Here is a 23,962-nt window from a genome sequence, read left to right on the forward strand (position 1 = left end):
GTGTCAGGACTCTCTCCCAGCGGTGGGGTACTCACTGCACCGGCGACGGCGACGGCGACGGCGAGGGCACAGGGACCGAACCATTCCGGTTCCCGGTTCCCGCCGCTCTCCCGGACGGCGCTAGGAGACCTCCCTCAGATCCGATCGCGGATGTGCGGCCGGGGCGGCGTCCCCGGCGCCGGTCTCCTGCGTGAGCGACTCGTCCAGCGCTGCGCCCACCTTGCGCAAGGTCTCCCGCAGCCAGCGGTGAGCCGGGTCCGTGTGCCGGTTGTGGTGCCAGTACATGGCTTCCACCAGCGGTACGACCGGGAACGGCGTGGGGCAGCGAGACAGCGCGTGAGACCCTCGTGGCGCATGGCGAGCCGTTCCGGCACCAGTGTGACGAGATCGGTGCCGCTCACGAGGAACGGCAGCACGCTGAACCCCGGCGTGCTGACCTGCACCTTCGGCCTGATACCGAGAGTCTCCAGCTGACGGTCGGCGGGGGTGAAGCTCTTGCCGATGACGCAAGCCGCGTGGGGCATCTCCGCCAGGTCGCGCAGGGAAAGCGTCCCGTTGACCAAGCGCGGGTTCTCCGGGTCGACCAGGCACACGAACCGGTCGTGCATCACGGCCTCACTGACGCCCGGCAGCTGGTAGCCGAGCGGCACGATCATCAGGTCGTGGCAGCGCAGGTGGCTTTCGCAGAGATGCCTGCACAACTGGCAGAAGCCGCTCCGCGAGCGGCGTCAGCTCGTACTCGCGGCCCACCCGCACCAGCAACTCGTCGTTGAAGTGCCGGCGCAGCCGGGCCAGCGAGCCACTCATCGCCGACTGGCTGGTGTTGAGCCGGAAACCGGCATGCGTGACGTTCTTCTCCTCCAGGAGCGCTTCCAATGGCACCAGGAGACTCAGATCGATCGCTCCGAGGCTCACGGACATCCCCTTCCGGCCGCGTTTATGAGAAGGCAATGAAACGCGAGAGTAATCACCGGAACACGACCGAGGAAGAGACCCGGTGGAACTTGGAGAAGTGCGATGTGAGCCATCCGAGCGATCCATACTCGCAGCTCAAGGTGGCCGCACATGGCCGATTGGATTCCGACCCGACACGGTTCGAGCAAGCGGTCGACGACCAGCCCACTGGAACGTTCGACAATGAGCGTCTTTCGCTGATTCGCCGACGGCGGACAGTTTGAGGGCGCAACGGACTGGAATGAAACGGCGAAGCAGGCAGACCTGGAACAGTCCGCAGCAGCGCGACTACGGCCCCCTTTCAGGGGCGGGTCCTTTTGTGGGCTTGGCCCCTGCACCGTTCCCGTGGCTGTTGCCGGGGCGATACGGTGACCACCGGGCGGGGAGGACCGGTCCCGCCCGGCAGCTGCGTCAGGAGGCGCACATGGGGTTGATCTTGTTCGTCTCGTTGACCGCGGCGGCCCACGAGAACTCGTCGTTGTCGCTGAAGTAGTAGTACGTGGCGCCGTTGGGGGCCATGGCCACCGTGATACCGCCGTAGCCGGACATGAAGGGCACGTAGAAGGAGCAGTTGTACTGCGGGTACGACGACGGTGTGAACTGGAGTGCCCAGACGCCGTTGTTGTACTTGAAGGCGGTCGAACCGCTGGTGGTGACGCCGCGGTCGGAGGAGTTCTGCTGCATGGTGCTCGCCAGCGCCGAGGAGTTGAGCACCTGGGTGCCGTTGATCTGGCCGGCGTCGTTGTTGAGGAGCTTGGCGACCTTGGCGATGGAGTCCTGGGTCCAGAACAACCCGTACCCGCCGAAGGGTGAGCCGGAGGCGGAGTTGCCGGTGCGTTCGGTTGTGAGGACGTCGGGGCTGAGGTGCAGCGGGGTGTAGACGTCGTCGCGGACCAGGTTGTAGATGTCGGCGGAGCTTCCGGCCTTGGACTGCAGGTAGTTGTTCTCCACGCGGGCTGCCAGGAAGTAGTCGGAGGTGTGGTAGACCCACCGGCTGCCCGGGGTGGTCTTGTGCGGGAAGGACAGCGCCGACGACATCTTGGCGGAGTACGACTCGGCGGCGAAGAAGTTCGACATCGTGCTGCCGGACTCGTCCGTCTCGTAGCCGGACGAGGTGTAGTTGCCAGTAGCCATGTCCAGGGTGTTGTCGAGGGTGACGTTCGACCAGTCGCCGGAGGACGACGAGGTCTCGGACACCCAGTTCTTGACCGGCTCGCTCGCCACGGAGGACCCGTAGAGCTGTTGCAGCCGCATGGCGGCGACGCTGGTGAAGGCGCTCTTGGCCGTGGAGTACGACGGCAGCAGCATGTCGGAGCAGAAGGCGTAGCTGCCGTAGCGAGTGGTGCACGAGGAGGTGTAGTTGACGCCGTTGACGTAGACGCCGTAGCCGGTCATGTCGGCGGCGGTGACCCCGGAGCCGAACTTGCTGGTGTCGATGCCCGCGTCGGGGTAGTCCGTGGTGAGCGCGCTGATGGGCTTGGTCGGCAGGCGGTCGGCGACCTCGGTCGCGTAGGCGTTCTTGAGGGCCGTGGCCCCGGTGACGGTCGCCTGGGTGTAGGTCGCCGACAGCTGGCCCCACATGTCGAACTTCTGGTAGTCGCAGGTCTCCTGGGTGATCTGGTAGCGCACCTGGCTGATGCTGGTTCCGTCGAACAGGAAGGTCATTTCCCCGTTGTGGACGCAGTTGGCGTTGCGTTCGACGAGCGAGAAGGGGAACGAGGCGCGGGTCATGCCGTTGTCGGAGGTCTCGTCCCACACCCGGCCGGCGCCGGTCTGCAGGTTCCACACGCCGGAGCCGGTGTACGTCAGACCGCGCACGGTCGGGATGAGGTGGCTGCCGTTCTGCACGAACGTGACGGAGACGGACGGCAGATGCTTCCACGTCGAGTCGGCGGAGGAGGTCCGGTTATAGGTGTCGGTGAGCTCGCGGAAGCCGCCGCCGGTGGCGGTCCCGCTGAGGGTGAGGGTGCCCTCGAAGGTGTGGCTGGGCGCGGCTGCTCCACTGGGCACCGCGAACGCGGAGTCGTTGACGGGCGCGCTGCTCGTGCCGCTGGTGAGGTCGGTGCGGGTGAGCAGCGTGCGGCTGACGGTGCCGGAGCCGGTGAGGGGGTCGTCGGAGACGGGGGTGACGGTGTCCGCGGAGGCGGTGGAGGCGGCGGCCGTCAGAGCGGTCAGCGTCAGCAGACAGGACAGGAACAGCCGGAGTCCGGGTCTGGGACCCGGTCCGGGGCTGGGTCTGGGTCTGGTTCTCATGCCGCCGAAGGTGGCCCCGGGGGGCGAACCCTGTCGAATGCCCGTTTGGGCCGGTCGTCATGTCGCGGGCGTATGGTCGCTCGTCATGCCGGGTGGGGAGGCGAAGAGGTCACGGCAGAAGCCGGCAAGCCCGTCGAGGCAGGAGCGGATCTGGGCGGCCGCGTAGTGGGTCGGGTCCCAGGCGCCGAACAGGGTGATGTGCAAGAGCTCGTCGTCGAGCCGGATCGGTAGGGACCGCAGGCCGAACCGCGGGTCGTCGGAGACGACGCACACGCCCTTGCCGGCCGCGGCCAGCGCCTGTGCGACCGCGGGGGCCCGTGCGACGTACGAGGCCTGGTATCCGAGTCCGGCCTTGGCCACGGCCTCGTCGAGAACGCGGCGTACGCCGTGGAGTTCGTCCATGACGATGACCGGTCCGGTGCTCAGGTCCTCCAGAGTCACGTCGTCCCGGCCCGCCCAGGGATGGGCGGAGACGACCTGGGCCCATACACGGGCCTGGCCGAGCACGACGTAGCTCAGGTCGGTCGGGGGCGGCCGGGTGCCGATCGCGAAGTCCGCCTGGCCGACGGCCAGGGCGCCGTAGACACCGTGCGGGGACGCCTCCACGACATCGGTGATCTGACCCTCCGGGCCGCTGGCCACGACGTAGGGCGCCACGACGTCGGTGACGGTGGTGGGCGGTGCGATGACGGTCAGCGGCACACCGTCGCCCGAGGCCATGGACCGCGCCGTGTCCCGGGCCAGCCGCGCGCGGGCCGTCAGGTCCCGGGCGACCGGCAGGAACGCGCGGCCGGCGGGGGTGAGGCGGAGCGCTCCCTCACCGCGGCGGAACAGCGTCAGGCCCAGCTCCTTCTCCAGTTGCCGGATCTGACGCGACAGCGACGGCTGCGTGACGTGCACCTGTTGTGCGGCGGCGGTGACCGAACCGATGTCCGCGATCGACAGGAAGTACTCGAGGACGCGCAGTTCCACTATGCCTCCAAGGCATGGGAAGTACGGAACACAAGTATTTGCAAGTCATATCCCGCAGGTCAACACTTTGGGACAACGGCATCCCGCGGCCTCAACTCCCCACATTCCAAACGCACTTCACCCCCGTCGTACCACCTGTTCACTCCCGATATCCCGGAGGTGCCCCGTGCATCCCAGACGTCTGTCCGAGCTCAGATCCGGCCCGTGGGCCGTCATGGCCGTGATCACCGCCGGTGCCCTGACCGCGAGCGGCTGCACCGGCGCCGCCTCGTCCGGTGCCGACACCGTGCTGACCGTCGCCTCCTCGGCGGATGTCACCACCCTGGACCCGGTGGCGTCGTTCTCCACCGAGGCGATGTACCTGGGCAACATCTACGAGCCGCTGCTGTGGAAGAACCCGTCCGGTTCCGCGCACGCCTACAGTCCCGCGATCGCCACCTCGTGGAAGAAGTCCGCGGACGCAAGGACCTGGACCTTCACCATCCGCCACGGCGTCACCTTCCACGACGGCACCCGAGTCGACGCGCAGGCCGTCAGGTCGAGCATCCTGGCGGCGCAGAAGAACGGCGGAGCCTCGTTCATCTGGGCACCGCTCAAGAGCATCGACACACCCGACTCGTACACCGTCGTGATGCACCTGAAGTACGCGGCCGCCATGGACCTGATCGCGTCCTCGACGTACGGCGCCTGGATCGTGTCGCCGAAGGCGCTGAAGGCGGCGGCCGGGGACAAGACGTACTACAACCGGGCCGGCACCGACGGCGGCACCGGCCCCTACCGGCTGGCCTCCTACCACTCCGGCAAGGAACTCGTCCTCAGGCGGGCCGGCACGTACTGGAACACCGCGCACCCCGCCACCTACAAGACGGTGGACGTGCAGATCACCTCGGACGCCGTGACGGCCCAGCAGATGCTGACGACCGGCGCCGTGGACTTCTCCACGTCCTTCCCGCTGCAGAACGTGAAGTCCTACCGGAAGAACCCCGACTACACGGTCAAGGACTACACCTCGCCGTTCAACTACGTCACCTTCTTCAACACCCGCCGCAAGCCGCTGAACAACCCGCTGGTGCGGCGCGCGCTCTCGTACGCCACCCCGTACCAGGACATCATCACCGTCGGCGCCCAGGGGTACGGCACCCAGTCGCACGGCCCGGTACCGAAGGGCATCTTCCCCTACGACTCCTCCGTGCCCCAGTACCACCAGGACCTCGCGGAGGCGAAACGGCTGCTGGCCAAGGCCGGTTACCCGAAGGGCGGCTTCAGCCTCACCCTCACCTACGCCTCGGAGAACGAGGCGGAGGCCCGCTTCGTGCCGCTGCTCAAGGACGCCTACGCGAAGATCGGGGTGAACCTGAAGGTCACCTCCCAGCGGTTCAACCAGCAGTGGCAGCAGGCCAAGGACGACCCGGCGAAGGCCCAGGACATGTTCGTCCTCTACTACTGGCCCACCTACAGCGACGCGGGCTCCGACAACCTCTACTCGCTCTACCGCAGCAGCGCCAAGCCGTACTTCAACCTCAGCTACTGGAAGGACGGTTCGTACGACGCCCTGATCGACAAGGCCGGCACCTACACCGCGAGCGACCCGGCGAAGGCCCGGTCGCTGTACGTACAGGCCGAGAAGATCCTCTACGCGCAGGCGCCGGGCCTGTCGCTGTACGACTCACGGGCCGTGTACGTGGTGCCCAAGAAGCTCAGCGGCTTCGAGTTCAACGAGAACTACCCCTTCACGGTGTTCTTCGCCGACCTGAAGCCCGCCCGGTGAACGGGGGTGCCGGTCCGGTGGCGCGGCATATCGCGCGCCTGGCGGCCTCCTCGGCCACCGTACTGTTCTGCCTGACCATGGCGACCTTCGCCCTGGCCCGGATGCTGCCCAGCGATCCGGCGCTGGCCTACATCGGCCCCAAGGCCACCGCCGCGCAGGCCGCCCGCATCCGGGCCGGGCTCGGGCTCGACGACCCGCTGCCCGTGCAGTACGCCCGATACCTGGCGCGGCTGCTGCGCGGCGACTGGGGCTACTCGCTGGCCACCAAACGGCCGGTGCTCAGCGAGGTCGCCGACCGGTTGCCGGCCACGCTGGAACTGATCGTCGCGGCCATGCTGCTGGCCGCCGTCCTGGGCACCTTGCTCGGGGTGGTGGCCGCCCGCCGGGCGGGCGGCTGGAGTGACGCCCTGATCCGGCTGGCGTCCGTCGGGGGAGTGTCGATGCCCGCCTTCTGGCTGGGGCTGCTGCTCCAGGTCGCGTTCGTGAACCGGCTGGACCTGCTGCCCGCGACCGGCGCCTTCACCAACACCCTGCGGTTCACCGACCCGATCCGTTCCGTGACCGGATTCCCGCTCCTGGACAGCCTGTTGACCGGTAACTGGACCGCCTTCGGCGACGGGATCGACCACCTGGTGCTGCCCGCGGTGACACTGGCCGCCTACCCGCTGGGCCTCGTCGCCCGGATGACCCGCGCCGGCATGATCGAGGTGCTGGCCCAGGACCACGTCACCGCCGCCCGGGCCTACGGGCTGCGGGAGCGGTCGGTCGTGTGGACCCTGGCGCTGCGCAACGCCCTCTCGCCCACCCTGACCGTGCTCGGGATGGCCGTCGCGTACTCGCTGACCGGGACCTTCTTCGTCGAGACGGTCTTCGACTGGCCGGGGCTCGGCCAGTTCGCCACCCAGACGATGCTCGCCGTCGACTACCCGGCGATCATGGCGATCACCCTGCTGGGCGCCGGGGGCTATCTGCTCACCAACGCGGCCGTGGACCTCCTGCAGACGCGGATCGACCCGAGAGTGAGGACGTCATGACGGCGGTGTCGCCGCTCGCCGGCCCGGACGCGGACGGGACCCGGGCCGACGGTGCGGGCGGGGGCGGCGGGGCGGACAGCGGGTGGTGGCGGCGCCGACTGCGGCAGGCGCGGGCCGACCTGTTCGGCACGGCCGGCGTCCTGCTGGTCGCGGGGCTCGCCCTGGTCGCGGTGGTGGGCCGGTGGCTCTCCCCCTACCCGGAGCAGGGCCGCGGGGTGGCGGATGTCGCCGCCCGGAACCTGGCGCCCGGCGCGGCCCACTGGCTCGGCACCGACGAACTCGGACGCGACGTGCTCTCCCGCATCATCCTGGGCACGGGGCCGGCGCTGCTGCTGTCGCTGGCCGTCGTTGCGGTCGCCATGGCGGTCGGCGTGCCGCTGGGGGCGGTGGCGGGCTACCGCGGCGGCTGGGCGGACGCGGTCATCTCCCGTGTCACCGAGCTCTTCCAGTCCTTCCCGCCGCTGCTGCTCGCCATGGTGGCCGTCGCCCTCCTGGGCCCGGGGCGCCTGAACGCGGGCATCGCGCTCGCGGTGTGCTGGTGGCCCTGGTACACGCGGCTGGTGCGGGCCGAGGCCCGTTCGCTGCGCGACCGGCCGTTCGTGGAGGCCGCCCGGTCCATGGGCGTACCCCTGCCGGTCATCCTGACCCGGCACGTCATCCGCAACTGTGTCGGCCCGATCCTCGTGCAGGCGACCGTGGACCTCGGTTCGGTGATCCTTGCCGAGGGCTCGCTGGCCTTCCTCGGGCTCGGCGTGCAGCAGCCCGCCCCCGACTGGGGCCTGATGGTGGAGGAGGGCCGCGCATCCCTGTTCGACGCGTGGTGGATCTCCACTTTCCCGGGCCTGGCGATCTTCGTGACCGTGCTGGGCTTCAACCTCCTCGGGGACGCGCTGCGCGATCTCCTCGACCCCAGAAAGGTGCGGTCATGAGCACTCCTACCCGCCCGCGCCCACAGCACCCGCAGGGCCCGGCGGAAGCCGACGGCCCGCCGGCACCCCTGCTGGAGATCACCGGTCTCACCGTCGAGTTCCCCCGGCCGGACCACCCCCGGTCCACCCCCGCACGGCCGGTGCGCGGGGTGGACCTGCGCGTGGACGAGGGGCGGATCGTCGGCATCGTCGGCGAGACGGGCTGTGGCAAGACGCTGACCGGCCTGGCCGTCCTCGGCCTGCTGCCGCCGCACGCCCGGACCGGCGGCAGCATCCGGTTGGACGGCCGGGAACTGACCGCCCTCGCACCCGCCGAACGGGCGGCACTGCGCGGCGGACGCGTGTCCCTGGTCTTCCAGAACCCGGCGACCGCCTTCAACCCCGTCTTCAGCATCGGCGGCCAACTGCGCCGGGTCGCCCGCCGGCACCTGGACATCGGCCGTCGCGACGCCGACCGGCTGGCGCTGGAACACCTGGGCAGGGTCGGACTGCCCGATCCCCGCCGGGTGGCCGCCGCGTATCCGCACGAGCTGTCCGGCGGCATGCTGCAACGCGCCATGATCGCGATGGCCCTGATCGCCGGACCCCGCCTGTTGATCCTCGACGAGCCGACGACCGCGCTGGACGTCACCGTGGCCCGCCGTATCCTGCGCCTGCTCCTCGACCTCCAGCACGAGTCGGGCTTCACGGTCCTGCTCATCACCCACAACCTCGGCGTGGTGGCCGACGTGTGCGACAGCACGGCCGTCATGTACGCGGGCCGGATCGTGGAGCACGGCCCTGCCGCCGACGTACTGGCCCGGCCCGCCCACCCCTACACCCGCGGCCTGTTGGGCGCGCTGCCGGGCCGCGGCCGCCCGGGCGAGCCGCTGACCGCGATCCCCGGCACGATACCGGCCGACCCGGCAAGCCTCACCGGCTGCGCCTTCGCCGACCGCTGTCCGGACGTGATGGACGTCTGCCGGACCGATGATCCGCGTCCGACGACCCTGGCGTCTGCTGCACGGGCTGACCGGCAGCGTCCGACCGCCGTGACATCCGTCCGGACCGATGAGCCGCGCCCGGCCGCCCCGACGCCCGCCCGGACCGTCGCCTGCTTCAAGGCCGTTAAGGAGGCCACCTCGTGAGCGCCGTGGGCGCGGCCGGTGTCGGCCCGGGCGCGGCCGACGCGCCTCTGGACGTGCGTGAACTGGTCGTGGACTTCCCCCTGCGCACCGCCGGGCGGAGCAGGACGGTGGTGCACGCCGTCCGGCAGGTCAGCCTGCGCGTGGCCGAGGGCTCCGTGTTCGGCCTGGTCGGTGAGTCCGGCTCCGGTAAGAGCACCCTTGCCCGTGCCGCCCTCGGGCTGATCCGCCCCGCATCCGGTACGTGCCTGGTCGGCGGGACCGATGTCGCCTCGGCCCGGGGCGCGGAACTGCGCGCGGTGCGGCGCCAGGCGGCGATGGTGTTCCAGAACCCGGTGGCGGCCCTCAACCCGCGCCGTACCGCGGCGGCCAGCATCGGCGAACCCCTGCGGCTGCTGGGGCTCGGCCGTGTCGAGACCGGCCGTCGTACCGCCGACCTCCTCGACCAGGTCGGGCTGACCGCCGCGCACGGCACACGGCTGCCGCACGAACTGTCCGGGGGACAGTGCCAGCGCGTCGGGATCGCCCGCGCCCTGGCCACCCGGCCGAGGCTGATCGTTCTGGACGAGCCCACATCGGCCCTGGACGTGTCGGTGCAAGCACAGATTCTCAACCTGCTGCTCGATCTGAAGGCGGCGTTCGGGCTGGCCTACCTGCTCATCTCCCATGACCTCGACGTCGTACGGCACATGAGCGACACGCTGGCCGTGATGTACCAGGGGCGCCTGGTCGAGACCGGGGCGGCCGCTCCTGTGCTGCACGCCCCGGCCCACCCGTACACCCGCACCCTGCTGGAAGCCATCCCCGGTCAGGGCCGGGAGCGGCTGCTCGCCGACGACCTGGCGGAGCGTTCCGGCGCGCCCGGCATCGCCGAAAGCACCGCAGTACCCCAAACCCCCGGCACGCCCGAACTCTCCGGCACGCCCGAACTCTCCGGCACGTTCGGCACGTCCGGCACGGAGCACGGCTGCGCGTTCCGTCGCCGTTGCCCGCTGCCGGCGGTCGGAGCCTGCGCCACCGAAGTCCCGCCGCTGCGGCCCGTGACGCCGGGGATCGCATGGGCTGCCTGCCATCTGGCAGCGGCCGTCACTGACACCGCCTCCGCCTCCGCCTGAAGGGAACGGCGTGACAACCATCGAGGACAGCACCGTGGACGACGGTGGCCGTGTGTGGCCCGTCACACTGGACAACTGGCAGGACCCGCCGGTGAACCGGTGGGGCTTCGCCCATGCGGAGCAGATCGTCCCCGCGGCGGTGATCCGCGCCGCCGACCCGCCGCCCGCCGAGGCGGCCTCCGGAGCCGCAACGGACCTCGCCGGTCTCCTCGTGCCGCTGGCGGATGCCGAGGTCCCGCTGCGCTCGTTCCTGGACGTGTCCTCGACCGACGCCTTCCTGGTACGGGACCGTACGGGCATCCGGTACGAGAGCTATCACGGCGTGATGGACCGCCACCGCAGGCACCTGCTGATGTCGGTGTCGAAGTCGGTGTGCGCGTTGCTCATCGGGCAGCTCGTCGACGAGGGCGAGGTCGCGCTGTCCGAGGTTGCCAGGGCGTACGTTCCCGAGCTGGGTGAGTCCGCTTTCGGGACCGCGACGCTTCAGCAGATCCTCGACATGACGGTGTCGGTCGACTACAGCGAGGACTACCACGACCCGGCCTCCCATGTGCAGCTCCAGGACCGACTCGCGGGCTGGCGCCCCCGGCTGCCCGGCGACCCCGACACGGTGTTCGACTTTCTGGCCTCCCTGCGCACGGCGGGCCCGCACGGACGGCGCTTCCAGTACTGCTCGGCGGCGACTGACGTCCTGGCGTGGATCGCCGAGCGCGTGACGTCGGCTCGCTACCCCGACCTGCTGGGCGAGCGACTGTGGCGGCACCTGGCCGGCGAGCGGGACGCGCAGATCACGGTCGACCGCGCGGGTTTCGCGTTCGCCAACGGCGGGATGTCGACCACCGCCCGTGACCTGTCCCTGATCGGAATGCTCGTTCTGGACGGCGGCACGGTGGGTGGCCGTCAGCTGGTTCCCGCAGCGTGGATCGATGCCATCCGGCGGGGTGGCGACCCGGCCGCGGTGACCGGTACGGCCTTCAGCCAGGTCCATCCCCGGGGCACGTATCGCAACCAGTGGTGGGTGACCGGCGACGACCACGGCAGCCTGTACGGGACGGGCATCTACGGTCAGTACCTCTGGGTGGACCCGACGGCTCAGGTTGTGATCGTGAAGTTCTCCAGCCTCCCGGTCGCCACCAGCGCCACCTGGTCCCTGGCCCATGCCCGTGCCTTCCGGAGGGTCGCCGAAACGGTGCTCGCGGCCCGGGAACCCGCGTGAGGGGCGGTACAGGACAAGGACCGACCGTGGCCACGGCACGGGAATCGGGCGAAGCGGAGTCATGGCTCCTGAGTCCGCCACGTTCCGTGACCTGCGTGACTTCATGGACGCCGTCCTGGTGGCTTCGGGTGTGCCGCACCGGGACGTTCAGACGCGGATGCGGCACGGGACTCTCGCCCTGACCCTGGACACATACGGCTTTGCGATGGAAGTGGACTGGGAGAACGCGCCTGCCTCGTTCGAGGAGTTGTCCGGAATCCCGGCGCCCGCTGGGTTGCCCGACGCGGCGTCGACGCCTCGCTCAGAACGTCTGAGGCGCGGGACTTGTCCGGTGCCTGGTGGGTTGGATGCTTCGCCCTCTGCCATGACGCATCAGGCGGGCGGAAAAATATGCAACGGGTATGCAGGCGGTCCTCGCTCGGCGCGCTGCCTCGCAGGTCAGAGGGGGATACGGAAGCGTGTGGACTGTCCCGCCAGGACAGCTCGTTCGTGCCAGTGGCATCCTGGGCCTGACCTGCACTGCTGCTGACCAGGCGTGAGGGCCCCGGCGAGCACCAAAACGCTCGCCGGGCCCTCGACATCGAGGCGTGGGTGCGACCTCTGTGCGCGTTGGTTGTGGCAGGAGTTGCGGCTTATGCGTTGTATGTTCGTCGGCGGTCGTTCGCTCTGCAGGGTGGGGCGGACCGGGTGAGTGCGTCGTTCGACGGCGTCGGTGAAAGCCTGGTTCAGCGCATCGCGGTCGAGGCTTCCGGTCAGCCGGAAGGCCAGTGGCACGTTGTAGGCCGCGCCGTGTTCTCCGAGTCGGGACAAAAGCCACAGTCCACGTTGGGTGTGGGAAACGGGATCATTGGTTCCCCCATCCGATGACGGTGTGAGTGTCTTCGACGACACTCGTTCCTGGTGGCGGCGCCGGTCGTTCGGTCGCCGTGGTGAACGGCCTGACGACATCGGGGTGTTGTCACGGCTTTTCGGCCACGGCTTCGGGTTCAGGTTCGGGTTCGGGTTCCCTGAGCGGGATGTCGCGCATGCCGCGCAACGGTGAGAAGAACAGCCACAGTCCCGCGCAGCAGCCGCCGGCGACGGCGATCCACAACGTGGTCTGGACGCCGAAGGCGGTGGCGAGCGCGCCGCCGGCCAGACCGCCGAGCGGCAGTGTGCCCCAGGTGATCCAGCGAGCGGCGGCGCTGACCCGGCCGAGCATCTCCGGCGGGCAGGCGGCCTGGCGGTAGCTGGTCAGCGAGATGCCCGCGACGGTGGAGGAGAAGGTCCACGAGATCCAGCCGATGCCGAACGGCAGGACCCACCAACCGCGCCCGGCCAGTGGGATGAGCAGACCGGGCAGCGACAGCACGGTCATCGAGATCCAGCTGATCCGCGCCGAGCCGAACCTCAGGGCGAGGTACCGTGCCGCCACGCCGCCCGCTACCCCACCGACGGCCCCCAGCGCCAGCAGCAGCCCGACCAGGCCCGGCCGTAGATGCAGCGTGCGGATCAGGAACACCGGGCCGAGGGTCTCCACCATGATGACGAAGAAGTTGGCGGTGCCGTTGAATGCCACCGAGTTGCGCAGGATGGGATCGCGGAAGACATAGTCGAGGCCCTCACGGATCTGCGACCGCAGCGTGGGACGCTGGTCGGCTTGTCGCCGGGGACGGCGCGGCTCACGGGTACGGATCGCCGACAATGAGCACGCCGAAAACGCGAAGGAGAACGCGTCGGCAGCCATCGCCCCCGCGGCGCCCACCAGCGTCACCAGCCCCGCGCCCGTACTGGGTCCGGCGATCTGCGCGACCGACCGGGAGGCGGCGAGCTTGCCGTTGCCGTCCATGAGCTGGTCGCGGTGAAGGATCGTCGGCAGGTAGGCCTGGTAGGCGACTGAGAAGAACACGGAGAGCACGCCGGAGACCAGTGCGACAACATAGAGCTGAGCGAGCGTCAGCGCTCCGGCGGCGTGTGCCAGCGGCACCGAGCCGATCACCACGAACAGCGCGAGGTCGCACCAGATCATCAGCCGGCGCTTGGCGATCCGGTCCACTATGGCCCCGGCCGGCAGCGTCACCAGGAGATACGCACTTGTCTCCGCCGCCGCCAATAGGCCGACCTGGAACGCGGAGGCTTCCAACAACACGACGGCGACCAACGGCAGAGCGAGAACGGTGATGTGCGTCCCCATCTCGCTGACCGTCTGGCCGCCCCATAACAGCAGGAATTCGCGATTGTGCCAGATCGGGGAACGCGTTCTACTGTCGCCGACCATTCATCAGATGGTGTCAGCGCCCCCAGCCCATGTCCATGCCACCCTCAGCAACAGACATCGCCGAAATCCTGTCAGCTGTGGCGCCGCTTCTCGTCCTGCATGAGTCCGGCCCGGCACTATAGACGATCGTTCACATGACGTGACGTGACGACCAGCATGAGGTGCATGCTCGCCCTGGCCTTCCTCGCCGATGTGCGGAGCCGACGCATACGCCCCCACCGACGAGTAGGAGGAGGCCGTCGTCCCGCTGTCCCTGTACTGGAACCGTTGGCGCCGACGGCACCAGACCAGAGCCCGTATCAGCCACTACCGCCAACGAGACCACTCACCGTGACATCACCGACTGTAGTACTAGGAGGCGCAGTGCGGGGCAAGTGCTGCAGCGGTCAAGCCATACGTGAGGTACATGTCCAAGGTGTGGAAGTCGACCGGTGCCATGAGGCCTTCTTCGTGGACATCGACGGGAAATCGGTCGCCCAGCCGTCGGGGAAGTGCCACGAGGTCACCGGCGTCAGCAATATTGATCCAGCGTCGGAGGCTTGGAGGACGTTTGCCACGGCCGGCAGCGGGGGCGGGATCGAGCATGTCAAATACTGTTCCGGGCAGCCCTAGCGGTGACCCCAGAGTGATCAGAGTTTCGACACCCAGGCCGTCAAGGCGTGCACGGTCTCATAAGCGACGGCTGATCCCAGCGAGTGCGCCAAGACTACCGAGGCGCCGGAGTCTTTGACGGCTTGCGCGACGGCCTCCTGAGCGCGCCGTCGTCGGCTGGGGGAGGCGAGGTAGCCGGTGATGAGCTGTTTCTGCCAGGCGGCAGCTAGTTTGTCTACAGCCGCGGCCGCAGACAAGCCCCGTTGGCAGTTGCGGACACCGTGGACTACGACTATCCGACTCATGAACTCCCCTTTTCACCGGCCAGACCTGACAACTGTACGAATTCCGTCCAAGTGAAGAAGGCGACGCGGGGTGTGGCTCTTCTGTAGTGAGCTGGTGATGCTGTGCGCCGTTGCGGTTCGTGGTCGGACGGCGGATCGTCGTGTCCCAGGACGCGGTCTTGGAGGCGGCGATGGTGTCGTGGCTGGAGGAGCTCGATCGGCGGGAGGCTGCCGCGCGGGAGGAGATCGCTGAACTGCGGGACCGGATCGAGGAGTTGAGCAGGCGTCTTGCTGAGCGGGAGGAGGTGTTGTCCAGGTTGGAGATCACGCAGGAGACGATGACCGAGATCCTGTCCGGTGATGAGACGGTCACGGTTGCCGGGGCGGAAGCGGACGCCGGCGGGGCGGGGGCTGAGGAGTACGGGTCCCCTGCGGGCTCGCTGGTCGGGGTGCGGTTGGTGCCGCAGTGGACGCCCGGGCTGGGGGTGGAGGTGCTGCCCGGTTCGTACCGGGACATTGTCGAGGTTCTCCAGGACGTGGTGCATCCGATGCGGGCGCATCACCTGTGTGCCGCGCTGGGGTTGTCGACGGACAAGAGCAAGGTGGAAGGCTTCCGGTCGAAGCTGAAACGGCTGGTCGAGCGGGGCTGGCTGGCGGAGGAGGGGCCGGGACTGTTCACGCTGTGCGAGGCCCTGACAGCGGCCGGGGATGCGCCGGAGCAGGCGGGGTCCTCCGCCGTGCGCGGCCGCGCCGGTGTGGGGTCGGGCTCTCGTCCCTAGCGTCGAAGGTGCCAACCGATTCCACGCTGGAAAAGCGAGAGCCCGATGACTGGAGCGTATGCGGCCGCCGCGGCGGCTGACCCCTTTGACCGAGCCGCTTCTTTCCTCACTTCCCTCATCGATTCCCTCTCCCGTCCCGAAGCATTGCTCCTGACCCACGAGCGGGTGGAGGAAGATGCCGAACAGGGGGCGAGGGAGCTGGCCCGCCTCCTCCTGCAGGGCCACTTGGACCTGCGCGCCCGCCGGGAGGAAGCCGAGCTCTCGGCCCTGGACGTGAACGGCCGGGCCCGGCTCGCCGCGGGTCGCACCCGGCTGGAGAAGGGCCACCGGCGCCAACTGGCGACCGTGGTCGGGCCGGTGACCGTCACCCGGTGCGCGCTGCGCGCCCCGGGCCTGCCCAACTGCTATCCGGCCGACCAGGTGCTGGGGCTGCCATGCGAGCGACACAGCCTGGGGCTGCGTCGGCTGGTGGTGCTGGAAGCCGCCCGCGGCTCCTACGACCACGCCCTGGAGGCGATCGAACGCCGCTGCGGGATGCCGGCGGTCGGCAAACGCCAGGCCGAACAGCTCGTGAGGGCGGCCGCGGTGGACATCGCCGCCTTCTATGCCGCCCGCACCCCTGCCCCGGCGGCCGGCGCGACGCTGCTGGTGCTCAGCGTCGACGGCAAGGGGATCGTGATGCGCCCGGATCACCTGCGGGAAGCAACACGCAGGGCGGCAGAGCGTGCGACGCGCACGTTCCGCACCCGTCTGTCCGCCGGGGAGAAGACCTGCCGCAAGCGGATGGCCACGCTGGCCGTCGTCCACGACGCGGACCCGGCCGTGCGCCGGCCGCACGACATCATCGCCCCGCCCGGCGGCCGCACCACCCGCCGCACTGCGCGCAAGGGGCCCAAGGCTCGCGCGAAGTGGCTCACCGCCTCGGTTCAACACGACGCGGACCGGGTCATCGCCGCCGCGTTCGACGAGGCACAAGCCCGCGATCCGCAGCACCGCCGGTGCTGGGTGGTCCTGGTCGACGGCGCCGCCCACCAGCTCGACTTGATCCACGCGGAGGCCGCCCGACGAGGCGTCACCATCCATGTCGTCCTCGACATCGTCCACGTGATCGAGAAACTGTGGGCGGCCTCGCGGTGTTTCCACACCGCCACCGATCCCGCCGCCGAGACCTGGGTCGGGACCCAGGCCGTCCGGATCCTGGCCGGCGACGCCCTCGGCGCCGTCACCGGCATCCGCACCCAAGCCGACCGGCTGGGCCTGTCCGCAGATCAACGGGCCGCAGCGGAGCGGGCCTGCCGCTACCTGGAGAACAACGCCACCTATCTCCACTACGACAAGGCACTCCAGGCCGGATGGCCGATCGCCAGCGGCATCGTCGAAGGAGCAGCACGTCATCTGGTGGCCGACCGGCTCGATATCACCGGCAGTCGGTGGAGCGTCCCCGGATCCGAAGCCGTCCTGACCCTGCGGGCCCTCATCAGCAACGGCGACTTCCCGCAGTACTGGATCTTCCACACCCGCAGAGAGCGCGAACGCCTCTATCCCCGGCCCGACCAGCACAACTACGAACTCCTGGCCTGACCGGCGACCTCACTTCAGAAGAGTCTCACCCAAGGCGTTTCACAACCCAATGGGACTTGAGCCGTTCGACCCCCTGGAGCCCGGGCGGTCCTTCTCTGCCAGGGACACCTGGCAAGGAGGCACCAGGTGGTCACGGTTGGATATCCGGTCTCGTACCGGGGGCATTCGGCGTGGGAGTCTGGGGTGATCGGGGACCGCTGAGCAGGAAAGTGGTGGGGAGGGTGAGCGGGAACCGGCTGGCGGGGGCAGGGTTCCTGGCCGCGGCGGGAGCCGTGGTGGTGGGCGCGCCTTCAGTGTTGGCGGCGGCCGGGGTGACGGACTGGCGATGGCTGGGCGTAGCGGCGATGGCTGGTCCTGCGGCGGCCCTGCTGTCGGGGGTGTGGCGAGCGCGCTTCGAGGGGGCCGTGCAGGCACGCGACGACCGGGCGCGAGAGTTGGCGGAGGGCAGCTACACGCCGGGTGGGAAACTGCCGCGGGTGCGTGAGGTTGATCCGGTCACGCTCGGGGTCCATCCCGCGCCAACGAGGGACGTGAGTACTGGGCCTGCCGTTCCAGGCGGTGGAACCAGCCGGGATCGGGTTCCTGCGTACATCGAGCGGGACACCGATCGGGAGTTGCGGGCGCGGCTGGGTGTCTCGGGGTTTGTGCTGCTGGTGGGCGACTCTACCGCGGGGAAGACACGGGCGGCGTTCGAAGCAGTCCGGGCTGTACTGCCCGGGCATGTGCTGGTCGTCCCGCAGGGCCGCGGAGGAGTGGCGGCCGCGGCACTCGCGGCGGGGACGATACAGCGGTGCGTGTTGTGGCTGGACGACCTGGAATTCTACGTTGGAGCGGGCGGTCTGTCGCGCCATCAGGTCGCCGAGGTGTTCGCTGGGCAGGGGCACCACCGGGTGATCGTGGCGACGTTGCGGACCGCGGAAGAGGACCGGCTCGCGGCCGCGGGTGAGGATGACACGATCCGACAGGTACATCGCGACGTCCAAGCGGTTCTCGACCTGGCTCATCGGATCTTCCTCGAACGGCGGTTCACGGCAGCGGAGCGAAATCGGGCGGGGGAACTGGCGGGTGAGGATCCTCGGATCGCTGACGCGCTGGCCCACGCCGGCACCTACGGTATCGCCGAATATCTGGCGTGTGGGCCGCGGCTGTTTCAGGAGTGGGAGAACGCCTGGTCCCGGGGGGCACATCCGCGGGGAGCGGCACTGATCTCGGCGGCCGTCGACCTGCGTCGTGCGGGTTACCTCGCGGGCGCGCCCGTGCAACTCCTGGAAGAAGCACACATCACCTACCTGGAAGCTCGAGGCGGTGCCCGGCTCCGCCCAGAGACCATGGAGGAGGCCTGGCGGTGGGCCACCGAAGTCCGGCAGGCAGGCAACTCCCTGCTCCAGCCCGCCGAGGCCGACCGTGTTGAGGTGTTCGACTACCTTTTGGACGTTATTCAACGCCACAGCCCGGCCGGACGGCACGTCCCGGCTGAGGTGGTCACTGCCGCGCTGGGGTACGCCGACGCCTCCCAGGCCGCCGACCTCGCGGCTACTGCCTACGGCGAGGGTCGCTACCGACTCGCCGCCACCGCCTACCGGCAAGCCCTCGCCTCCAACATCGACCAGCATGGCCCCGACCATCCCGACGCCCTGACCAGCCGCAGCGATCTCGCCCTGGTGCTCTGGGCGCTGGGTCGGCCTGCCCAGTCCGAAACCGAGAACCGGACGGTCCTGCGGACCCGGACGCGGTTGCTGGGCCCCGATCACCCCGACACCTTGACCAGCCGCGGCAACCTTGCTCTGGTCCTATGGGAGCTGGGCCGATTGGCTGAGGCCGAGACCGAGAACCGCGCTGCCTTGGAGGCCCGGGCGCGGGTCCTCGGCCCTGACCACCCCGACACCCTGAACAGCCGCCACAACCTCGCCAACGTCCTGCGGGACCGAGGCAGGTGGGCGGAGGCGGAGGCGTTGAACCGGGCGGTCTTGGAGGCACGAACAAATCTGTTGGGCCCTGATCACCCCGACACGCTGACCAGCCGCCACAACCTCGCCGTTGTCCTACGGGACCTGGGCCGGTGGGCGGAGGCCGAGGCCGAGCACAGGACGGTCTTGGAGAGTCGGATACGACTGCTCGGAGCGAACCACCCCGCCACATTGTCCAGTCACAGCAGTCACGCGAAGGTGCTGCGGGACCTGGGTCGGCTGGCGGAGGCAGAGGCAGAGCACCGGGCTGAGACGGAGGCCGGCGTGCGGTTGTTCGGGGTCGATCACCCCGACGTGCTGGGCAGCCGCAGCGATCTCGCTGTCGTGTTGCGTGACCTGGGCCGGTGGATGGAGGCCGAAGCTGAGCACCGGGCGGTCCTGGCGGCCCGAATGGGATTGTTCGGAGCTGAAGCCCCCGACACGCTGATCAGCCGCTTCAATCTCGCCGTCGTGTTGCGGGACCTGGGCCGGTTGGAGGAAGCCGAGACCGAGAGCCGTGCTGTCTTGGACGCACAGATGCGGGTGCTCGGTGCTGATCACCCCCACACTCTGATCAGCCGCTGCAGTCTCGCTCTCGTGTTACGGGACCAGGGCCGGCTGGCGGAGGCCGAGTCCGAGCTTCGGGCGGCCTTGGAGGCACAGATGCGGGTGCTCGGTACCGATCACCCCTACACTCTGGCCAGCCGCGGCAACCTCGCCCTTCTCCTGCGTGACCTGGGCCCCCGGGAAGAAGCCGACCGGCTCACTGACCCAGAGGGACGGCAGTCGTGACGACGACGGTCCCTGCAGAAGAGCTACACCCGGCGACGCGGCTGCCAAACCCTGTGAAGACCCCGGCGTCGCACGCGCTGACGTCGGCAAGGGTGTCAGCTCATCGGCTGGTACACCCCCAGCAGGGTTGAATCGTCGGGTTGATATTCCGACCGCGAGTGGTGTGAGGTGCCGACGAATGTGATGTCCTGCCCCTGGTGAAATTGCTGGGCATAGCAGCGGATCACCGACCCTTCTTCCTCATCGGTACCGAGCCGTGAAGGCACTTTCCCTGGAAGGTACTTGAAGATACCGACATTCGTCTGGACGGTCAGCGTGGGTGAGCCGCTGACAATGTCGATCGACAAGCCGTTCACCGAGATGGTCAACGGCTGCTGGGGCGCGCATGGGACGCAGGTCGTCGACCGGCTGGGAGGCGGTGAAGCTGTAACGGCCTTAGGACTCCTGACAGGGGTGGTGGGTGGGCTTGACCTGGTCGGAGGTCGGTGTCGGGCACGAGGTCGCCGGGTAGCGGGACGTGGTCAGCCGCGTAATCGCACGCGATAAACCTGGCGACGTCGGCGATCATCCCCGGGATACTGGTCGCCCATGGATGAGGTCCAGGTCGTCGTCGCCCATTCCGAGCGCGCGACTCTGCGCGTCGGTGACGTGTTCTTGAAGGTGGACGCCGATCAGGCGCGCATCGACGTCGAGGTCGAGGCGATGGCTCTGGCGCCGGTCCCGACCCCGGAGATCCTGTGGCGCAAGCCGCCGGTGCTCGCGATCGCCGCGCTTCCGGGGACGACGCTTGGGCGCCTCGGCGGGCCGTCGACCGGATCGCCGGCGGCGTGGGTCGCGGCGGGCGCCGCCATCCGGAAGCTGCACGACGCGCCGCTGCCGCCCCTGCCGGGCCGGGCCGGGCGGAGCATCGTCGCGCTGGCGGCGGAACTCGACGACGAGTGCGAGTTGCTCGTGACGAACGGTGTCCTCCCCACTGACCTGGTCACCCGCAACCGCCAGGTTGCCGAGGCCGCGCTCCGGCCGTGGACTCCGGCGTTCACGCACGGCGACCTGCAGATCGCGCACGTCTTCGTCGACGGCGACGAGGTCACCGGCATCATCGACTGGTCCGAGGCGGGCCCGGGTGACGCCCTCTACGACCTCGCCACCTTCACGCTCGGACACGAGGAGCACCTTGACGACGTCCTCGTCGGCTATGGCACCGACGTCGACCTCGACGTGATCCACGCGTGGTGGTCGTTGCGAAGCCTGCTGATCATTCGCTGGCTGATCGAGCACGGCTTCGACCCCTTCGCGCCGGGCTGTGAGGTCGACGTGCTGAGATCCCGGATGTGAGGCTGCGCGGGTCCGGCTGCCACGTATGCGTTCTGACGCATCGAGCAGGCCGTCCCCTGGGGCGATCGCCCGCCCTTGCTCTCGACAGAGTGCGGTGCGCAGGCGTCGCCGGCAGCTGACGGCGCAGCCGAGGGTGATGAACGCGTGGTGGATGTCGTCGCGGATCTCCCAGCGGATACGCAGGCGGCGCAACCAGTGCGGCAGCGCGATCGCTTCTTCCACGACCCAGCGGTACACGTCCAGGCCGGAGCCGTGCCCGGTGCCGCGCCGGGCGAGGTGCGGGGTGATCTGGAACCGGCGGATCTTGTACTTCACCTCATCGACCGATGAGGCTCGTCCATCGGTTCCCGCTGGCAGCTCGGCTGTGTCCGAGCAATCGGGCCTGCTCCCTCTTGAGCCGTGTGAACCTGTCGCGGATGTACTCTCTGAGTGCCCGGCCCGGGAAGGATATGACCGACAAGTGCTCTTCATAGTTGCCTTGGGCCCAGCGCGCAGCAGTGATCTCGTACCCCGAGACGTGGCCGCAAAGCTGTAGGAGGGCCTGTGGCATCTCCTCCTCGATGAGGAGGTCGGCTTTGGTGACCACGACGTCTCGCATGGCCTGGATGTTGGGGATGAAGACGGTGGTGGCCCAGGTACGCCACTCCGCAAGTTCCTGCTCGGTGGGAGGAGCGTCGTGGCGAAAGGGGTCACGGCCGTCGGGGCGGGCGAACTTCACTGACCAGGCGTCGTAGGTGCGGCTGTTGGCTTCCATCAGGGCGAACAACGGCCCGTAAAGGTCACTCAACTGCTGGTTGACGCGCGTGAGGCGGGCCTGTCTCTGCGCCAGACGCAGCCCGTTCAGATAGGTCGCCAGGAAGCCGATGAACGCCAGCCCGACGGTCACGATCACTGTAGCCATGACCAGCGATGCTAAAGACTGTGCAGGAAATGATCTAGGGATGCCGGCTGGCCTGCTGGTTTCTCCGTCATTCGACGAGGGTGAGGTTGTGCGGGCGGGCGTTGCCGAGCATGGCGTGGCAGCGCGCAACGGAAGGGCCCGGGCATCACGGTCGACCACAACGGTGCCCGTGCGGGGGTCCCTGAGGATCGCCGCCACATACGCAGTCGCCGGCACGGTCGCTTCTCACCGTGGTCCGCCTCTCCTCTGGTTGCTGACCCGCGTGCTCGGCCAGTCGTGCCCGATACTCCGGCGAGGGTGCGCTGTCCCGGGAGGGCTTCCGACGAGGCATGCCGGAACCGCCCGGGGCAGCTCCGAGTGTGCGACGCCTCGCATGACCGCAGCTGTCACTCGTGGGCGGCGTGGCGGGTGATCCGGTTGGCGACGGCTGCGGCCAGCCGTGCGTCCTCTGCCAGCCAGGTACCCAGATGCCCCCGGACGGCCTGCGCGACGCGGCCGCGCACTTCTGCGTTGCCCAGGATGCCGTGCGTGGCGCCTTCGAACTCGGGGCGGTCGAGTTTGACCGAGACGACCGCGGTCAGGCCGTCGCCGATCTGGTCGGTGCTGAGGTCGCGGTCCGTCTCCGTCAGCAGCTGCCGCTCTCGTACGAACGAGTTGATCGCGGCCGTCACTCCCTCGCGGAAGCCCGCCACGTGCGAGCCTCCGCCGGGGGTGGGCGTGCTGTTGGCAAAGCTCAGGATCCGGCTTGCTCGGCTACCGCTCCACCTCAGGGCGACCTCTACCGATCCGGCGATCCGCGGATCCTCCTGCTCGAAGCCGAAGACAGTCGTCTCATCGGATGTCCCGGCCTGCGTGTCGACGAAGGCGACGAAGTCCCTGGCACCGCCCGGGAAGCGGAACCGCTCCGATCGTGATCCGCTCGGGGCGCGGTGGTCCGTCAATGAGATGTCGAGGCCTCGGTTCAGGAAGGCCAGTTCCCTGAAGCGTTCCGCCAGCGCGTCGAACGAACACCTCGCCGTGCCGAAGATGCCGGCATCGGGCCGGAAGGCGATGACGGTCCCCTCTTCGGCCACCGGGCCCGCCGGCGCGGGCGGACCGACCGCGGCACCCCGGTCGTAGTGCTGCACCCAGCGCACCCCCGCGCGTCGGACCTCTGCCCTCAGATGGCTCGACAGGGCGTTGGCGACGAAGGGTCCCATGCCGTAAAGGCCCACATCCACGGAGCGGCGGCCGCCCGGCCGCGGCCCGGTCTCCAGGCGAGTCAGCAGCTCTTCGAGGCTGGGGCCGCCGGTGTCCCCGGCGGCCCTGACCGGGATCCCCGGCCCGTCGATGGCGACCTGCACGTAGCCGTCGGGTTCCAGAGCGACGTCGACGCGGCCGGCGCGGCGGGCGAGGACCTGGTTCACCGCCCAGTCGGAGACCTCGAACACCTGGTTGTGCAGCCCTCGTTCGCTCGTCGAGCCGACGTACATCCCTGGGCGCTTCCGGATGGCCTCACACCCCTCCAGCACCTGAATGTGGGTGGCGTTGTACATCATTCGGTCCTGATCCACATGGCCCCCTCCAGCCGTACCCAACTGCCCTCAGCAGCCTAGGCGCATCACCACAAAGCGCCAGGCCAGAGCCAAATGGACAAGCCTTTGTACGAGTTGGTGAGCGTCAAATCCAGGGTGGGCCGACATGGGGGCCGGATTCCGCTCCAAAGAGCAGCCAGGACCCCGCCGAAGCCGTGCACGCCCCCGTTTCCGGGGCCCGGTCGGTCCCCGATTTCAGCTGCGGCGTACCGGACGTCACCACCCGTTGTCCGGCATCACGCGGTGGTCGTAGCCCTCCGGCCGCCCGCCCCGTCCCTGAAGTCGCGCGGGTACTGGCAGCGGCGGCCGCCGACCTGCCACTCCGCCTCCGGCAGGTCGGAGCCGTAACACCGCACGCGGACGGGCCCGTCCGCCGCGTTGCCGAACCTGTGCGGGAGACAGTCGCATGCAGGAGACGGCGCGTCGGACTCCACGGAAGCGAAGGCGACAGACTGCGACAACAGACACCTCACGCGGCTAAGTGTCAAGCTGCGGTGGCAAGTTGGGTTGGGAACGCGGTCTGTTCGTCGAACAGTTCGTGTTTCTGGAGGCAGTGG

General features: G+C 69.1%; 19 protein-coding genes. 10 read left to right on the top strand and 9 right to left on the bottom strand.

Translation table 11 applies throughout. The features are described from left to right. Nucleotides 1-134 precede the first annotated feature (134 nt). The 4 genes from ACFWPS_RS46280 to ACFWPS_RS46295 all read right to left on the bottom strand — a co-directional run bounded on the left by ACFWPS_RS46280 (nucleotide 135) and on the right by ACFWPS_RS46295 (nucleotide 4,179). On the bottom strand, nucleotides 135-656 hold the full coding sequence (locus ACFWPS_RS46280; protein ID WP_383718191.1) for a LysR substrate-binding domain-containing protein: 522 nt from the start codon (nucleotides 654-656) through the stop codon (nucleotides 135-137). Continuing rightward, nucleotides 616-915, bottom strand: a complete 300-nt coding sequence (locus ACFWPS_RS46285; RefSeq protein ID WP_383718193.1) for a LysR family transcriptional regulator — start codon at nucleotides 913-915, stop codon at nucleotides 616-618. The genes ACFWPS_RS46280 and ACFWPS_RS46285 overlap by 41 nt, the downstream gene beginning before the upstream one ends. A gap of 450 nt (nucleotides 916-1,365) precedes the next feature. Next, complete coding sequence (locus tag ACFWPS_RS46290) at nucleotides 1,366-3,207, bottom strand: hypothetical protein (protein WP_383718196.1); 1,842 nt, start codon at nucleotides 3,205-3,207, stop codon at nucleotides 1,366-1,368. A 57-nt stretch (nucleotides 3,208-3,264) separates the two neighbouring features. Further along, complete coding sequence (locus ACFWPS_RS46295; protein ID WP_383718198.1) at nucleotides 3,265-4,179, bottom strand: LysR family transcriptional regulator; 915 nt, start codon at nucleotides 4,177-4,179, stop codon at nucleotides 3,265-3,267. 166 nt (nucleotides 4,180-4,345) lie between these two features. Here ACFWPS_RS46295 and ACFWPS_RS46300 point away from each other — a divergent pair, with 166 nt between their 5' ends. Genes ACFWPS_RS46300 through ACFWPS_RS46325 form a run of 6 tightly spaced genes read left to right on the top strand, consistent with a single transcriptional unit; the run spans nucleotide 4,346 to nucleotide 11,365 of the window. Beyond that, entirely contained in the window at nucleotides 4,346-5,947 is a 1,602-nt protein-coding gene (locus ACFWPS_RS46300) for an ABC transporter substrate-binding protein (RefSeq protein ID WP_383718201.1), read from the top strand. Between the two features lie 17 nt (nucleotides 5,948-5,964). Beyond that, nucleotides 5,965-6,981: an ABC transporter permease gene (locus ACFWPS_RS46305; protein WP_383718204.1), complete on the top strand. Its 1,017-nt coding sequence runs from the start codon at nucleotides 5,965-5,967 to the stop codon at nucleotides 6,979-6,981. After that, nucleotides 6,978-7,910, top strand: coding sequence for an ABC transporter permease (locus ACFWPS_RS46310; RefSeq protein ID WP_383718207.1), 933 nt, complete (start codon nucleotides 6,978-6,980; stop codon nucleotides 7,908-7,910). The genes ACFWPS_RS46305 and ACFWPS_RS46310 overlap by 4 nt, the downstream gene beginning before the upstream one ends. After that, nucleotides 7,907-9,037 (top strand): ABC transporter ATP-binding protein, encoded by a 1,131-nt coding sequence (locus tag ACFWPS_RS46315; protein WP_383718209.1) that lies wholly within the window; start codon nucleotides 7,907-7,909, stop codon nucleotides 9,035-9,037. Before ACFWPS_RS46310 ends, ACFWPS_RS46315 begins: the two co-directional genes overlap by 4 nt. After that, on the top strand, nucleotides 9,034-10,149 hold the full coding sequence (locus ACFWPS_RS46320; protein ID WP_383718212.1) for an ATP-binding cassette domain-containing protein: 1,116 nt from the start codon (nucleotides 9,034-9,036) through the stop codon (nucleotides 10,147-10,149). Before ACFWPS_RS46315 ends, ACFWPS_RS46320 begins: the two co-directional genes overlap by 4 nt. 10 nt (nucleotides 10,150-10,159) lie before the next feature. Next, nucleotides 10,160-11,365, top strand: coding sequence for a serine hydrolase domain-containing protein (locus ACFWPS_RS46325; RefSeq protein WP_383718215.1), 1,206 nt, complete (start codon nucleotides 10,160-10,162; stop codon nucleotides 11,363-11,365). 438 nt (nucleotides 11,366-11,803) lie between these two features. Here the strand turns inward: ACFWPS_RS46325 and ACFWPS_RS46330 are convergent, their stop codons facing one another. Both ACFWPS_RS46330 and ACFWPS_RS46335 read right to left on the bottom strand, forming a co-directional pair. Beyond that, the gene (locus tag ACFWPS_RS46330) at nucleotides 11,804-12,313 is read right to left on the bottom strand and encodes a condensation domain-containing protein (protein ID WP_383718217.1); all 510 of its coding nucleotides are present in this window, start codon (nucleotides 12,311-12,313) and stop codon (nucleotides 11,804-11,806) included. 10 nt (nucleotides 12,314-12,323) lie between these two features. Further along, nucleotides 12,324-13,622, bottom strand: a complete 1,299-nt coding sequence (locus ACFWPS_RS46335; protein ID WP_383718220.1) for an MFS transporter — start codon at nucleotides 13,620-13,622, stop codon at nucleotides 12,324-12,326. Between the two features lie 1,006 nt (nucleotides 13,623-14,628). Here ACFWPS_RS46335 and ACFWPS_RS46340 point away from each other — a divergent pair. The 3 genes from ACFWPS_RS46340 (at nucleotide 14,629) to ACFWPS_RS46350 (ending at nucleotide 19,595) form a co-directional block, all read left to right on the top strand. Continuing rightward, entirely contained in the window at nucleotides 14,629-15,276 is a 648-nt protein-coding gene (locus ACFWPS_RS46340; RefSeq protein WP_383718223.1) for a hypothetical protein, read from the top strand. A gap of 45 nt (nucleotides 15,277-15,321) precedes the next feature. Beyond that, a complete protein-coding gene (locus ACFWPS_RS46345) occupies nucleotides 15,322-16,857 on the top strand; it encodes an ISKra4 family transposase (RefSeq protein ID WP_383718226.1) in 1,536 nt (511 codons plus the stop codon). 794 nt (nucleotides 16,858-17,651) lie between these two features. Further along, the gene (locus ACFWPS_RS46350) at nucleotides 17,652-19,595 is read left to right on the top strand and encodes a tetratricopeptide repeat protein (RefSeq protein WP_383718229.1); all 1,944 of its coding nucleotides are present in this window, start codon (nucleotides 17,652-17,654) and stop codon (nucleotides 19,593-19,595) included. 95 nt (nucleotides 19,596-19,690) lie between these two features. On the opposite strand, the gene ACFWPS_RS46355 is transcribed toward ACFWPS_RS46350, so the two are convergent. Then, entirely contained in the window at nucleotides 19,691-19,963 is a 273-nt protein-coding gene (locus ACFWPS_RS46355) for a hypothetical protein (protein WP_383718231.1), read from the bottom strand. A 220-nt stretch (nucleotides 19,964-20,183) separates the two neighbouring features. Between ACFWPS_RS46355 and ACFWPS_RS46360 the strand changes: the two genes are divergently transcribed. Next, a complete protein-coding gene (locus tag ACFWPS_RS46360; RefSeq protein ID WP_383718234.1) occupies nucleotides 20,184-20,930 on the top strand; it encodes a phosphotransferase family protein in 747 nt (248 codons plus the stop codon). Nucleotides 20,931-21,246: 316 nt separating this feature from the next. Here ACFWPS_RS46360 and ACFWPS_RS46365 read toward each other — a convergent pair whose 3' ends face one another. Next, nucleotides 21,247-21,831, bottom strand: coding sequence for a hypothetical protein (locus tag ACFWPS_RS46365; RefSeq protein WP_383718237.1), 585 nt, complete (start codon nucleotides 21,829-21,831; stop codon nucleotides 21,247-21,249). A 386-nt stretch (nucleotides 21,832-22,217) separates the two neighbouring features. Continuing rightward, nucleotides 22,218-23,384 carry a DNA gyrase subunit B gene (locus tag ACFWPS_RS46370; RefSeq protein ID WP_383718240.1) on the bottom strand — a complete coding sequence of 389 codons (1,167 nt, stop codon included), beginning with the start codon at nucleotides 23,382-23,384 and terminating at the stop codon, nucleotides 22,218-22,220. Between the last annotated feature and the right edge of the window lie 578 nt (nucleotides 23,385-23,962).

Origin of the sequence: Streptomyces sp. NPDC058457 (assembly GCF_042720695.1) — a bacterium.
In the GTDB taxonomy this organism is placed as follows: domain Bacteria; phylum Actinomycetota; class Actinomycetes; order Streptomycetales; family Streptomycetaceae; genus Streptomyces.

What these genes read in the sequence shown, in the direction of transcription:
- ACFWPS_RS46280 (WP_383718191.1), bottom strand. Translation starts at nt 656, where the DNA reads ATGATCGTGCCGCTCGGCTACCAGCTGCCGGGCGTCAGTGAGGCCGTG.
- ACFWPS_RS46290 (WP_383718196.1), bottom strand. Translation starts at nt 3,207, where the DNA reads ATGAGAACCAGACCCAGACCCAGCCCCGGACCGGGTCCCAGACCCGGA.
- ACFWPS_RS46310 (WP_383718207.1), top strand. Translation starts at nt 6,978, where the DNA reads ATGACGGCGGTGTCGCCGCTCGCCGGCCCGGACGCGGACGGGACCCGG.
- ACFWPS_RS46315 (WP_383718209.1), top strand. Translation starts at nt 7,907, where the DNA reads ATGAGCACTCCTACCCGCCCGCGCCCACAGCACCCGCAGGGCCCGGCG.
- ACFWPS_RS46330 (WP_383718217.1), bottom strand. Translation starts at nt 12,313, where the DNA reads ATGTCGTCAGGCCGTTCACCACGGCGACCGAACGACCGGCGCCGCCAC.
- ACFWPS_RS46335 (WP_383718220.1), bottom strand. Translation starts at nt 13,622, where the DNA reads ATGGTCGGCGACAGTAGAACGCGTTCCCCGATCTGGCACAATCGCGAA.
- ACFWPS_RS46345 (WP_383718226.1), top strand. Translation starts at nt 15,322, where the DNA reads ATGACTGGAGCGTATGCGGCCGCCGCGGCGGCTGACCCCTTTGACCGA.
- ACFWPS_RS46360 (WP_383718234.1), top strand. Translation starts at nt 20,184, where the DNA reads ATGGATGAGGTCCAGGTCGTCGTCGCCCATTCCGAGCGCGCGACTCTG.
- ACFWPS_RS46365 (WP_383718237.1), bottom strand. Translation starts at nt 21,831, where the DNA reads ATGGCTACAGTGATCGTGACCGTCGGGCTGGCGTTCATCGGCTTCCTG.